This window comes from Gordonia crocea (genome assembly GCF_009932435.1).
Classification (GTDB): domain Bacteria; phylum Actinomycetota; class Actinomycetes; order Mycobacteriales; family Mycobacteriaceae; genus Gordonia; species Gordonia crocea.
In genome coordinates this window covers 1,346,399-1,360,097 of record NZ_BJOU01000001.1, presented here as the reverse complement: position 1 = coordinate 1,360,097, position 13,699 = coordinate 1,346,399, and the positions used below count along the sequence as shown (strand labels likewise).

Genomic DNA, 13,699 nt, shown 5'->3' with positions numbered 1-13,699 from the left:
CAGTCGGCGAGATTGAGGGCCCAGTCGGCGAGATCGAGGGCCCAGTCGGCGGGGATCAGGGCCCAGTCGGCGGGGATCAGGGCCCAGTCGGCGGGGTGCGGAGATCCGCAAGGGCCTCGAGCGCAATCGCGGCGAGATAGCGTGAACCCGGCTCGATGACGTCGTCGTTGAAGTCATAGGCCGGGTTGTGCACCGGCCCGCGCTCCGGGGTGATCGGGCCGTTGCCGATGAAGGCGTAGGCGCCGGGCACCTCGTCCAAGAAAAAGGCGAAATCCTCGGCGGCCAGGATGCCGGCGCAGTTGGGATCGACCCGGTCGGCGCCGACCACCTCGGCGGCAACCCGCGCGGACCGGGCCGCGGCGGTCGCGTCGTTCACCGTGCACGGATAGCGGTGTTCATAGCCGACTTCCACGTCGACGCCGTGGGCGGTGGCCACCGACGCCGAGATTTCCCGGACCAGCTTCTCGATCTCGTCACGGGCCTGCGGCGACAGGCACCGCGCCGTCCCGCGCAGCCGGGCCGTCGGCGGCATCACGTTGTTCGTCGACCCCGCGTTGAAGGCGGTGATCGACACGACCGCCATCACCGACGGGTCCAGCCGGCGCGCCACGATCGTCTGCAGGGCCGTCACCAAGGCGGCACCCGCGACGACGACGTCACCGGTGAGGTGCGGCGCCATCGCGTGGCCGCCGGCCGCGCTCAGCACGATGTCGAGGTCGTCGAAAGAGGCCAGCTGCGTGCCGGGGCGCACCGCGAAGTGCCCGGCCTCGATACCCGGGATGTTGTGGATGCCGTAGATCTCACGGATACCGAAGTCGGTGAGCACCCCGTCGGCGATCATCGCCGGCGCACCGCCGGCCCCTTCCTCGGCCGGTTGGAACACGACGACGACGGTGCCGGCGAAATTCCTGGCGCCGCTGAGGATTTCGGCCGCCCCCAGCAACATCGCGGTGTGTCCGTCATGCCCGCAGGCGTGCATGACGCCGGGGGTTTGCGAGGCGTGCGGGCGCGGCAGTTCCTCGGTGATCGGCAGCGCGTCCATGTCCGCGCGCAACGCGACCGTCGGCCCGTCGGCGCTGCCCCGGATCACCCCGACCACCCCGGTCCCGCCGATGCCGGTGGTGACCTCGATGCCCAGGCCGCGCAGGTGCTCGGCGACCAGGGCGGCCGTCCGGTGTTCGGCAAAGGCCAGCTCCGGATGCGCATGGATGTCGCGCCGGATGTCCCGGAGCCGGTCCCAGTCGATGCCACTCACCCCAGCGACACTATCGGCCGGCACGGCTCAGCGCCCCGAAGTCATGCGCGGGATCACCAGCGGCGTGGCCGATTCCGGATCCTCGATGATCCGGCAGGACAGGCCGAAGACCTCCTCGACGACGGCCTCGGTGACGACGTCGGCCGGTGCACCCTGGGCGACGATCCGCCCGTCGCGCATCGCGACGACGTAGTCGGCGTAGCGGCAGGCCTGGTTGAGATCGTGCAGCACCGCGACCACCGTGCGCCCCTGCTCCCGGTTGAGGGAGCGGCACAGTTCGAGCAGCTCCACCTGGTGGGCGATGTCGAGGAAGGTCGTCGGCTCGTCGAGCAGGATCAACGGCGTCTGCTGGGCCAGCACCATGGCCACCCAGACGCGTTGGCGCTGCCCGCCGGAGAGCTGGTCGACGCGGTGGTCGGACAGCCCGGTGGTGCCGGTGGCGGCCAGCGCCTCGGCGACGACCTGCTCGTCGGTGGCCGACCAGTTCCGCAGGAACCCCTGGTGCGGGAAGCGGCCGCGGGCAACGAGTTCGGCCACCCGGATGTCCTCCGGCGGCGTCGACGACTGCGGCAACAGGCCCAGGATCCGCGCGACCTCGCGCGGCGGGTAGTCGGCGATCACCCGGCCGTCGAGCACGACATCGCCGCTGAGCGGGGACAGGATCCGCGCCAGCGCCTTGAGGAGCGTCGACTTGCCACAGGCGTTGGGACCGATGATGACGGTGAACCGGTCATCGGGGATCGCCAGGCTCAACCGGTGGACGATCGTCGTGTCGTCGCCGTACCCCAGGGTCACGTCCCGGGCGACCAGCCGGTCGGTTGACGGGGTGTCCACGGTGTCATCCACGTACGCGCCTCATTTCGGTGAACAGCAGGTAGCAGAGGTAGATACCGCCCAGGCACACGGTGACGACGCCGACGGGCAGCGTGGCCCCGGTGACGGCGGCCGACACCCGTTGGGCGATGACGTCGCTCACGAGGAACAACAACGCGCCGACGAGGGAGGTCACGATCCACGGCGTATGCCCGGATCGGCACAACCGGCGGGCGATGTGCGGCGCGGACAGGGCGACGAAGGCGACCGGGCCGGTGATCGTGGTGGCCACGGCGATCAGCGCGACGCCGATGACGAGAAGCGCGACCGCGGTCAGCGGCGTCTGTGCGCCCAGCGCCCGGGCCAGGTCGGGGCCGAGGTCGAGGATGCGGGTCCGCGGGCTGAGCAGGGCCAGCGCGAACAGGAGGACCCCGACGAGGGCAAACGCCGGGCCGAGGTAGGCCCAGTTCCGCGCCGGCGCGGTGTCGAGCGTGCCGGCCCCCCACTGGGCCGCGGCCATCGCGTCGTCGAGGTCGGACCGCAGGATCAGCCAGTAGTTGACCGCGGCGAGCATCGCGCTGATGGCCACACCGGTGATCACCAGCCGAAAGCCGCCGACACCGCCGCGGAAGGCCAGCAGATACACGATCCCCGCCGTCACCAAACCGCCCACCAGGGCGAAGCCCGACATCCCGGCGAATCCGAGGCCCAGGACCAGCGAGGCCACGAGCGCCCCGGTGTAGGAGCCGACGCCGAAGCCGATGAGGTCCGGGCTGCCCAGCGGATTGCGGGTCAGCATCTGGAAGATGCCACCGGAACAGGCCATCGCGGCACCCAACACGATCACGGCGAGCACGCGGGGCAGTTGCAGTTCGCGGACCGCATACTCCGCGACCGGGTCCGCGCCGCCGAACAGCGCGCCGGGCAGCGCCGACAAGCCCACCCCGTCGTCCGCGGCGACCAGCCCGCCCACGAAGGCGACGGCCAGCGCCACGACCACGACGGCGCCGACGGTGGCGCTGCGGGCGTCGATGCGCCCGGAGAACCGGCCGCCCGCCCGCAGGACCCACTGGCGGCGGCCGAAGTCGATCGGCGCGCTCATCGTGCGGTCCCCGCGGAGTTGCGGATCAGCAGGATCAGGATCGGTGCCCCGATGAAGGCGGTGACGATGCCCACCGGCATCTTGTCCTGGTCGAACAGCCGGGCCACGATGTCGGACCCCAGCACGATCAGTCCACCGGCCACCGCGGCAAAGGCCACCGCCCAACGCCCGGTCACCCCGAGGGCCAACCGGATGGCGTGGGGCACCATGAGGCCGACGAAGCCGATCGGGCCGGCCGCCGCCGTGGCGGCCCCGGCGAGCACGGTGGCGACGACGAGCGCGGCCACCCGGATCCGGCCGACCCGCACCCCGAGTGCGGTGGCCATCTCGTCGCCCATCCCGATCACGTCGACAGCGTGGGCGATAACGAAGGCCACGGCGATGCCGACGACGATGAACGGGGCCACCCAGGCCGCCACCGTCACACCGCGGCCGGTGACCGAGCCGACCTCCCAGATCCGCAACTGGTCGAAGGCATGGGGCCACACCAGGGTGATGCCGCGCACCGCGCCGCTCAGCACGGCGGCGACCGCGATACCGGCCATCGTGATCCGCAGCGGTGTCAACGGTCCGCGCCCGGCGGTGGCCAGCGCGTAGACGATCACCATCGCCACCGCCGCACCGGCGAAGGCGAACCACACGTAGGCCCACACCTGGGTGAATCCGCACAGCCCGATGGCGATCGTGATCGCCAGTGCCGCACCGGAATTCACCCCGAGGATCTGCGGATCGCCGAGCGGGTTGTTCATCAGGCGCTGGATCAGCAGCCCGGCCACGCCCAGGGCGGCGCCGACGAGGACGGCCAGCAGCGCCCGGGGCAGTCGGCCGTCGGTGGCATCGGTGACCGCGAGCGCGTCGAATCCCGTGCCGCGGCCGAGGAGGACGTCCCACACGGTGCCGGGGGCGACGTCGCGCGCGCCGACGAACAGGCTGGCCCAGGCCAACAGCGCCAAGAGGACCAGCGACCCGACCAGGCAGGCGGTCAGCACGCCGCCGCCGAGACGCCGACGGGGAGCATGCACGGGCGCCGCAGCGGTCGCGGTCACCGCGCTCCCGCTTGGCGCACCGCGGCGATCAGGTCGTCGATGGTCGGCGACTGGGCGATCGTCTCGAAGTCCAGGCCGGCCGCGCCGGCGGTCCGCCATTTGTCCAACAGCGCCATGAGCTGCAGCGAGTCGATCCCGCTGTCGGCGAGCATGATCCCGCCGGACAGTGCCGCCGGATCGATCATCAGCTTGTCGGCGATGTCGGCGAGCAGGTGATCGGCCACGAGCGGATCGGCGGGTGCCTCGTCGGCGGGTGTCTCGGCCTCCCCTGCCGCGTCCACGCGCTGATCCTTCTTGCTGATCTTGCCCACCGCGGTCGTCGGGAACTCGTCGACGATGAAAACGTCGTCGGGGATCTTGAACCGGGCCAGCCCCGCCTCGCGCAGGAAGCCGCGCAGGGCGAACTCGCCGGGCACCTCCCCGGCGTCGGCGGCGGCCGTGGCCGGGATGACGTAGGCGACGGTGCGCTCGCCGAGTCGGTCGTCGGGCACCCCCACCAGCGAGGCGTCGCGCACCGCGGGATGCGTCAGCAGCACGCCTTCCACCTCGCTCGGGGCGATCTTCTCCCCCGCCCGGTTGATCTGGTCCTTGTCCCGCCCGACGACGGTCAGGTAGCCCTGCGCGTCACGGACCACCCGGTCGCCGGTGCAGTAGAAGCCGTCGGCGGTGAAAGACTCCGGCGCCCCCCCGCCCCAGTACCCGCGGATCGTGTACGGCCCGCGGGTCTGCAGGCTGCCCTCTTGGCCGGGCGGCAGTTCGTCGCCGTTGGCGTCGACGACCCGGATCTCGTCGTCGGGGCTGATCGGACGCCCCTGGGTGGAGACGATCCGCTCGAAGTCGTCGTCGAGGCGGGTGTAGTTGACCAGGCCCTCGGCCATGCCGAACACCTGCTGCAGCGTCACCCGGGGAAACAGGTCGGGGACGCGGCGCGCCACCGGCTCGGCCAGCTTGGCCCCGCCGACCTGCAGGACCCGCAGCGAGGAGACGTCGTGGCGGCCGGCCTCGGGCGAGTCGAGCCACGCCGTCACCAGCGGCGGCACCACCGACACGCCGGTGATGGCGTGCTCGGCGATCGCCGACAGCACCGTCCGGGCATCGGTGGACCCGACCATGACGATCCGCGCACCGGCGTACAGCGCGCCGAGGATGCCGGGCGAACTCATGGTGAAGTTGTGGCTGGCCGGCAGCACGACACCGAAGACCGAGGACTCGTCGAGGCCGCAGATGACCGCCGACTCGCGCACCGAGTACAAGTAGTCGTCGTGGGTGCGGCCGATCATCTTCGGCGCCCCCGTCGTGCCGCCAGACAGTTGCAGGAAAGCGATGTCCGACGGGGCGCCCGAGCGGCCGGTCGACGCCGTGTTCGACGATCGGATGGCAGCCAGCGGATCGGGCCGGCCGAGCTCGGCGACGACGGTGGCGAAGGGGCGCCCGTCCCCGGTGCTCGGACGCGCCCCGGCCAGCTGCTCGGCGTGGGCGCGGTAGTCGGTGCCGCCGAAGGCGTCGACGGTCAGGAAGGCCGCGGCATCGGAACGGGTGGCGAGGTCCTCGATCTCGATCGCGCTGTGGCTCGCCAGCGCGAAGACCGGGAGCACCCCGGCGTCGAACAACGCGAACAGCACCTCGACGTACTCGACGACGTTGGGGAACTGGACCACCGCGCGGTCTCCCGCGCGCAGGCCGTGCTTTTCGATCAGGCCGTTGGCCACCCGCCGCGATCCGTCGAGCAGGTCGGCATAGGACAGCGTCCGCCGGTCGTCGAGCACCGCCACCGAATCCGGGTGCGCCGCAGCCGACTCGGCGAGCATGTCGGCGTGCGTCTGCCCGATCCAATAGCCTGCCGCGCGATACCGTTCTGCCACCTCAGGGGGATATCCAGCCACGAGCCGATCCTAGTCCATAGGCTAACCTAAGCTTCTGACGCCACCCGACCCGGAAGCGACCGCCTTGCACGAGCAACTCACCGCCGCCCAGCTCGCCGTGTGGTTCGCCCAGCAGCAAGTCGCCGACGCCCCGGTGTACCAGTGCGCCGAGCGGATCGACATCATCGGCGACTTCGACCCCGCCCGTTTCGCGGCGGTCCTCGCCGACTGCCTGGGTCAGGTCCCCGCACTCAACATGCGCTACGCCGACGAGGGCGACGGGCCCCGCGCGCTGCCCGAGCCGCGCGTCCACGACGTGGTCGTCGGCGACTCCGCCGACCTCGACTCCGGCAATGTCGATGAGGCGATCGCGGCCACGATGACCACCGCGCCGATCGGCAATTCCATTTCCGGCGACCAGCTCTCCGGCCAACAGATCCTGCGCCTGGGCGACGAGCACCACGTGTGGCTCACCCGCATCCACCACATCGGCGTCGACGGCTACTCGTTCGCCCGACTGCTGCGCTGGGTCGCCGAGTGCTACACCGCCGACCTCGGCGGCGACCCCCGGCCGTCGTCGCCGTTCGCCCTGCCCGACCGCACCGCGGCGACCGCCGACGAAGCCGACGCGGCGTTCTGGGCCGACTATGTCGACACCGCCCGGCCCCCGACGGTGTCGCAGACCGAACCGGCACTGGCCCACGAGCGGGGGTTGCGGATCCGCTACACGCTGGCACCCCGCACATCGGCGACCGACCGCGGCTGGACCGAGTCCCTGATGGCGACCCTGGCCTGTTATGTCTCCGCCCTGTCCGGCGAGTCGGCGGTCACCCTGGGCGTGCCGTGGGCGAACCGCCCCTTGGGCGCCCCGGTCACGATCGAGCCGGCCGTCAACATCCTGCCGTTGCGCCTGTCTGTGTCGCCGACGATGACGATCGACGACCTCGTCGGCGAGGTCGCCGCCCAACTGCGCGAGGTGCGGCCCCACGTCGGCCACCGAGCCGACTGGTTGCGCCGCGAACTCGGCCTGGTCGGCGCCGACACCCCGCTGTACGGGCCGAGTGCGAACCTGAAGTTCTTCACCCCGCAGCTGCGTTTCGGCGCAGCCACCGGGACGGTCACCAACATCGCGATGGGACCGGTCGACGACCTGACCCTGACCGGGTCCCCGCAGCCCGACGGCGGATTCGTCCTCGAGGTGGAGGCGAACCCGGCGCGCTACCTCCCCGCGGAGGCCCACGCCCACGGCGAACGCCTGCGCGACCTGCTGACCCGGGTCGGCGAGCTGCCCGGCGACACCCCCGTGGGGTCGCTGGCCGTGGCGACGGCCGCCGAGGCCGACCGCGAGATCGTCGGGCTCAACCAGACCGCCGAACCCGCCCTGGTCGAGGAGGCGTCCACCACCACGTTGAGCCACCTGCTCGCCGAAGCCGCGATCGAGCACCGCGACCGCACCGCCCTGGTCTGGGACGGGGGCGCCCTGACCTATCAGGAGCTGCGGATCACCGTCGGCGATCTCGCCACCGCGCTGCGCGACCGGGGCGTCGGGCGCGGCAGCGTCGTCGCGCTGCAACTGCCGCGGTCGCCGGAAACGGTGTGCGGCCTGCTCGCCGCGCTCGAGTGCGGGGCGGCCTACCTGCCGATCGACCCGACGCTCCCGCAGGCACGGGTCGACGACATGCTGGCCGACGCGCAGGCGCGGGTGCTGCTCACCCCGACCGTCGGTGACGGCGCCGATTGGCGCGTCGGAGATCTGGCGCTGACCGTCACCGCCCTCGACGGCACCCCGGGACCGGCGCAGGCGCCGACCCCGCGCGACGGCGCCTACATCATCTTCACCTCCGGGTCGACCGGGCGCCCCAAGGGCGTCGTCATCGAGCACCGCAGCATCGTCAACCGGCTGCGGTGGATGGACGACACCTTCGGCCTGCGCCCCGACGACCGGGTCGTGCAGAAGACCCCCTACTCCTTCGACGTGTCGGTGTGGGAGTTCTTCTGGCCGCTGATCCGCGGCGCGACGCTGGTCCTGGCCACGCCGGGACTCGAGCGCGACAGCGCCGGCCTCGCCGCCGAGTTCGCCGCCCACGGCATCACCGTGTGCCACTTCGTGCCGTCGGCCCTGGCCGCCTTCCTCGCCGCCGAGCCGTCCGCGGCCGACCTCACCGCGCTGCGCCTGATCGTCTGCTCCGGCGAGGCACTGGGACCGGAAGTCCTGCGCCGCGGCCACGAACTCCTGCCGGATGTGCTGATCGACAACCTGTATGGGCCCACCGAGGCCGCGGTGGACGTCACCGAGTGGGCACCGGGCGCCGACTGGGACGGCACTGCGGTGCCCATCGGGTCGCCGATCGCCAACACGCAGGTCTACGTCCTGGACAAGGCCTTACGCCCGCAGCCGCCCGGATCCGTCGGCGAACTGTATCTGGCCGGGATCCAGCTGGCCCGCGGCTATCTGCACCGCCCCGGCCTCACCGCGACCCGGTTCGTCGCGAACCCGTTCGCCGACGGGGAGCGGATGTATGCCACCGGTGACCTCGTCCACCGCGACGACGAGGGCCGCCTGCGCTACGTCGGACGCGTCGACGACCAGGTGAAGGTTCGCGGCCGGCGCATCGAACTCGGCGAGATCCAGGCGGCGCTGGCCGACCTGCCCGTCGTCGACCAGGCCGTCGTGGTGACCCGCGACGTCCCCACCGGCAACGGGACCTCGACGGTCATCGTGGGGTACGTGGTCGCCGCCGGCGACGCCGAGCCCGACCGCTTCGAGCTGCGTGAGCGACTCTCCCGGCGGCTGCCGCCGTACATGGTCCCCGACGCCGTCGAGGTGCTCGACGCGATCCCGATGACGCGCAACGGCAAACTCGACCGTCGTCGACTGCCCGATCCACATCTGGGTTCGGACACCGTCACCGCGCCGCGCTCCCCCGCCGAGATGGCGATCGAACCGCTGTTCGCGGCCGCCCTGGGCGTCGACGAGGTCTCGGTCACCGACAGCTTCTTCGATCTCGGCGGCACCTCGCTGACCGCATCGGCACTCGCGGCACGCTGCACCGAGGTACTCGGCACCGCGGTGGGCGTCGCCGACCTGTTCGCCGCCCCCTCGGTCGCCGAACTCGCCGCCCGCCTGGCCGGCGGCGAATCGGTAGATCCGTTCGGCCGGCTGCTCACCCTGCGTGCCGGCGACTCCGGGACCGCCCCGGTGTTCGCCATCCACCCGGCCGGCGGGTTGGGCTGGTGCTACGCCGGATTGCTGCCCTTCCTGCCCCGCGAGACCGGTTTGCACGCCCTGCAGGCCGGCTTCACCGGGGAGCTGCCCGCGTCGCTCACCGACGTCGCCCGCGACTACCTCGACACCATCGAGCAGGTGGCGCCCGACGGTCCGCTACGGCTGCTGGGCTGGTCGGTCGGCGGGGTCATCGCCCACGAGATCGCCGCCCAGGCCGCCAGCCGCGGGCGCCGCGTCGCCCAACTCGTCCTCCTCGACGCCTACCCGAGCGAGTGCTGGGCCGACCAGCCCCCGGCCACCCCCGCCGAAGTCCGGCGCGCCCTGCTGATCATGGCCGGGGCGGATTCGACCGCCGATCTCGACACCGACGACGACGTCCTGGTCGCGCTGCGCGACCACCACGCCGCGCTGGGCAGCCTGACCCTCGACGAGGTCCGGCGCATCACCGACGTCGTCGGCCATTTCGCCGCGCTGATGCGCACCCACCGGACCGGCCGCGTCGACGGCGACCTGGCACACTTCGCCGCCGCGCACAGCGCCGAAGACTTCCTCCCGCCGAGCGCCTGGGAACCGCACGTCACCGGCGAAGTCCACTACACCGACCTGCCGGTCAACCACCCCGGCATGGTCGCGCCGGAATCGTTGGCCGTGGTCGCCGCCGCCGCGGAGGACCAGCGGTGACTCCGAGCACCGACGCGCTCCGGTCCCGACTCCTCGCCGGGCCGGCCGACGACGATCCGGCGCTGATCGCCGAGCTCGCCGCGCACGGCACCCCGCTGGTCACCGACGACCCGGACGATCCCGACGCCCAGCGCGTGCTGCTCGCCTTCGTCGCACCGCCCGACAGCGCCGGCGTGTACGCCTGGGCCAACCGGCTCACCGACGGGCCGCGCGAGGCCCACGGGCAACTGCGCCGGTGGGGCGACACCGACCTGTGGTTCACCGAGATCACCGTGCCCCGCGGGACGATGGCGACCTACCGCATCTACCCCTACGCCGCCGACGACCCCCATCTGCGCGACGGCGCCCTGGTGTATTCGCGCACCGTCGCCGCCGCCGCGGTCAGCGACCCGGGCAACGACCAGGCCGCGTCGCCCTTCGGATCGGTGTTGCGCACCGACGGCGCACCCGACCTCGCCGTCTGGCACCGCCCCGCCCCGGCAGAACCGGCGGCGCGCGGAAGCATCGGCGACGGCCCCGAGGCCACCGGGTGGCGGTTGACCGCACCGGTGGGCGGCGGAAGCGGACCGACGCGGATCGTCGTGCTGTTCGACGGACAGAACTGGTTGGACCGGATCGGCCTGGCCACGCGCCTGGCCGAAGCCGTCGGCGAGGACGACGGCCCGATCGCCCTCCTCGGCATCGACTCGCCCGCCGAGGCCTCGGCCCGGATGCGCCTGCTCGGTCCGAACCGCGACTTCCTGGCCACCGTCGTCGACGATGTCCTGCCCCGGGCGCGCCACGCCCTCGGCGTTGCCGACAGCACCACTGTTTGGGCAGGTCAAAGCCTCGGCGCCGTGTCGACGCTGGCCGTCGTGCGCTGGTTCCCCGACGTCGTCGACGAGGTGCTCGCGTATTCTCCGTCGATGTGGTGGAAACCCGGCATCACCGCTCGCCCGGCCGAGTGGGACCCGCAGCGGTGCTGGTTGACCGAGGAATTGGCCGACGCCCAACCGCGGCCGGTTCGCCTGGCCGTGGGCCGCAACGAGCACCTGCTCGTCGAGCCGGTGGACAGACTGGCCGGTCAACTCCGCACCGCGGGGTGGCCGGTGACCCTGCGCAGATTCGACGGCGGTCACGACATCGCCTGGTGGGCACATCTGCTCGTCGACGATCTCACGACGCCGATCGGCCGGGCAGAGATCGAAGCGGTGGAGCAGTGAAAGGCAGTGCAGCAATGAGGTTCGCAACCCCGATCGCCGGCCTGGTGGCCGGCCTCCTCCTCGCCACCGGCCTCACGGCCTGCGGCGACGATTCACCGGTGGTCCCGGCCGACGGACGCTCCTACACCGACGCCGCCCACCGGACGGTGGTCATCCCCAAGAACCCGAAACGGGTGATCACCCTGGCCGAGGGGGCCCTCGACTCGGCCCTGGCCCTCGGCGTCACCCCGATCGGTTCCACGGCCGGGCGCGGGCAGCTGGGTATCCCGGGCTACCTCGCCACTGCCGCGAAGGACAGTGCCATCCCCATCGTGGCGTCGACCCGGGCCCCCAACCTCGGACAGATCCTCAAACTGCGGCCCGACCTCATCGTCGTCGACGACACGACCGGGTCGCGCAACAGCATCGACGACCTGGCGAAGATCGCGCCGACGGTCTTCGTCGCCAAGTACACCCAGGGCTGGCAGAAGTACTTCGCCGCGATGGCCGCCATCCTCGACCGGCCGGAACAGCACAAGCACGTCGTCGGCGACATCGACCGGCAGCTCGACCAGACCGCCGAGCGCGTGGCCGCCGCGCCGGGCGCCAAGCCGCTCACCGCGAGCGTCGTGCGGTGGTCGACCGAGGGCCCGACCATCGTCGGCGGCAACTCGCTGTCGAGTTGGGTGCTCAACCGGGTCGGGATGAAGCGCCCGCCCGCGCAGGCGAAGATCGACTCGGCCAACCGTGCGGGGAACAAGGTCAGCATGGAAAACCTCGATCTGATCGACGCCGACTACATCTTCTTCGGCGTGCTCGGGAACATCGACCAGGCGAGCCAGGAGTTGGCAGCCGCGCGGCTCAAGCCCGGGTTCGCCGCGCTGCGCGCCACCAAGGCCGGCCACGTCTACCCCGTCGACGGCACGCCGTGGACCAGCGGCACCGGTCCGCTGGGCGTCGAGGCCATCCTCCGCGACATCAGCAGCGCCTTCCGCTAGGCGCCCCGCCATTCCCGATCGGAGACCCGTGTCCATTCCACCGATAAGCCCGTACCGGCTGAGCGACGTCGTGCCCCGGAGCCACCCTCGGCTCGACTGGAAGGTCGACCCCGCCCGAGCGGTGTTGCTCATCCACGACATGCAGAACTACTTCGTGGACGTCTACGAGGCCGGCACCGAACCGTTGGCCACGGTGGTGCCGACCATCGTCGGGCTGCGCGACGCCTGCGACGCGGCCGACGTGCCGGTCGTGCTGACGGCCCAGCCGCCGAATCAGCACCCGTCGCGCCGCGGCCTGCTGACCGATCGGTGGGGGCCGGGGATCGCCACCGAGGAACAGGCGCAGGTCATCGAACCGCTGGCCGCCCGTCCCGGGGACATCACCGTGGTGAAGTGGCGCTACTCGGCCTTCGCCCGCACCGATCTGCGGTCGCTGATGGCCCACACCGGGCGCGACCAGCTCATCATCACCGGCATCTACGCGCACATCGGCTGCCTGCTCACCGCAGCCGACGCCTTCATGCAGGACATCCAGGTGTTCTTCGTCTCCGACGGCGTCGCCGACTTCAGCGCCCCCTTCCACGCCGGCGCCGTCGACTACGTCAACAACACGTGCGGGATCGTGCTCTCCGCCGACGAGGTGACCCGCGGACTCAAGGCCGATGGCTGAGGCGTCGCTGGCCGGCAAGCGCGCGCTGATCACCGGCGTGGCCGGCGGTATCGGCTCGGCGGTGGCGCAGGCCTTCGCCGACGCGGGGGCGCGCCTGGTGCTCACCGACATCGACCCCGCGGTGACCACGGTGGCCGATCGCCTCGGCGCCGCGTCCAGCGTTGCCGACCTCGCCGACCGCTCCGCCGTCGCCCGGCTGGTGGAATCGGCGCCGCGGTTGCTGGACGGAGAGCTGACCACGGTGGTCCACGTCGGCGCCGCCCTGGCCACCGGGACGCTCGCCGCCGTCGACGACGACGAGTGGGACCGGCTGGTCGCGGTGAACCTGACCGGCACGATGGCCCTGATCCGCGCGGCGACGGGCGTGCTCGCCGACGGGGGATCGCTCACCGTCGTCTCCTCCAACTCCGCGGCGACCCCGCGCGTCGGGCTGGGAGCCTACGGCGCGACGAAGGCCGCGGTGACCAGTCTGGTGCGCAGCGCCGGGCTCGAGTTGGCCCCGCGCGGCATCCGCTGCAACGTCATCACGCCGGGCTCCACCGACACCCCGATGCTGCGCGGGATGTGGCCCGATTCCGCGCCCGCGCAGGACAGCGCCGCGGCGGTGATCGCGGGCACCCCCGAGGACTTCCGCCTCGGCATCCCGCTGGGCCGGCTGGCCCAGCCGGAAGACATCGCCGCGTCGGCGGTCTTCCTCGCCTCCGACGCCGCGCGGCACATCACGCTGCACGATCTGCGCGTCGACGGCGGCGCCACCCTCGACCAGTAGCCCCGTCGACTGGGCCCTTCTTTTCGCCGACTGGGCCCTCATCCCCGCCGACTGGGCCCTTCATTTCGCCGAGTGGGCCCTCATCCCCGCCGAGTG

Annotated in this window: 10 protein-coding genes; 5 read left to right on the top strand and 5 right to left on the bottom strand. The window is 72.1% G+C overall.

Annotated elements, in window-relative coordinates:
* Positions 1-76 precede the first annotated feature (76 nt).
* From nbrcactino_RS06455 to nbrcactino_RS06435, 5 genes are read right to left on the bottom strand one after another with little or no spacing between them, the layout of a single operon-like run.
* Entirely contained in the window at positions 77-1,255 is a 1,179-nt protein-coding gene (locus nbrcactino_RS06455) for an amidohydrolase (protein ID WP_161926608.1), read from the bottom strand.
* A gap of 27 nt (positions 1,256-1,282) precedes the next feature.
* Positions 1,283-2,101: an ABC transporter ATP-binding protein gene (locus nbrcactino_RS06450; RefSeq protein ID WP_228460711.1), complete on the bottom strand. Its 819-nt coding sequence runs from the start codon at positions 2,099-2,101 to the stop codon at positions 1,283-1,285.
* Positions 2,094-3,170: a FecCD family ABC transporter permease gene (locus tag nbrcactino_RS06445; RefSeq protein WP_161926607.1), complete on the bottom strand. Its 1,077-nt coding sequence runs from the start codon at positions 3,168-3,170 to the stop codon at positions 2,094-2,096. The genes nbrcactino_RS06450 and nbrcactino_RS06445 overlap by 8 nt, the downstream gene beginning before the upstream one ends.
* The gene (locus nbrcactino_RS06440; protein ID WP_228460710.1) at positions 3,167-4,216 is read right to left on the bottom strand and encodes a FecCD family ABC transporter permease; all 1,050 of its coding nucleotides are present in this window, start codon (positions 4,214-4,216) and stop codon (positions 3,167-3,169) included. The genes nbrcactino_RS06445 and nbrcactino_RS06440 overlap by 4 nt, the downstream gene beginning before the upstream one ends.
* A complete protein-coding gene (locus nbrcactino_RS06435) occupies positions 4,213-6,078 on the bottom strand; it encodes a (2,3-dihydroxybenzoyl)adenylate synthase (RefSeq protein WP_228460709.1) in 1,866 nt (621 codons plus the stop codon). Before nbrcactino_RS06435 ends, nbrcactino_RS06440 begins: the two co-directional genes overlap by 4 nt.
* 85 nt (positions 6,079-6,163) lie before the next feature.
* On the opposite strand from nbrcactino_RS06435, the gene nbrcactino_RS06430 reads away from it, so the two are divergent.
* The 5 genes from nbrcactino_RS06430 (at position 6,164) to nbrcactino_RS06410 (ending at position 13,603) form a co-directional block, all read left to right on the top strand.
* The gene (locus tag nbrcactino_RS06430) at positions 6,164-9,985 is read left to right on the top strand and encodes a non-ribosomal peptide synthetase (protein ID WP_228460708.1); all 3,822 of its coding nucleotides are present in this window, start codon (positions 6,164-6,166) and stop codon (positions 9,983-9,985) included.
* Positions 9,982-11,187: an alpha/beta hydrolase-fold protein gene (locus nbrcactino_RS06425; protein WP_161926604.1), complete on the top strand. Its 1,206-nt coding sequence runs from the start codon at positions 9,982-9,984 to the stop codon at positions 11,185-11,187. Before nbrcactino_RS06430 ends, nbrcactino_RS06425 begins: the two co-directional genes overlap by 4 nt.
* 14 nt (positions 11,188-11,201) lie before the next feature.
* On the top strand, positions 11,202-12,164 hold the full coding sequence (locus tag nbrcactino_RS06420) for an ABC transporter substrate-binding protein (RefSeq protein ID WP_161926603.1): 963 nt from the start codon (positions 11,202-11,204) through the stop codon (positions 12,162-12,164).
* Positions 12,165-12,234: 70 nt separating this feature from the next.
* On the top strand, positions 12,235-12,834 hold the full coding sequence (locus tag nbrcactino_RS06415) for an isochorismatase family protein (RefSeq protein WP_228460707.1): 600 nt from the start codon (positions 12,235-12,237) through the stop codon (positions 12,832-12,834).
* Positions 12,827-13,603 carry an SDR family oxidoreductase gene (locus tag nbrcactino_RS06410; RefSeq protein WP_161926601.1) on the top strand — a complete coding sequence of 259 codons (777 nt, stop codon included), beginning with the start codon at positions 12,827-12,829 and terminating at the stop codon, positions 13,601-13,603. Before nbrcactino_RS06415 ends, nbrcactino_RS06410 begins: the two co-directional genes overlap by 8 nt.
* Positions 13,604-13,699: the final 96 nt, after the last annotated feature.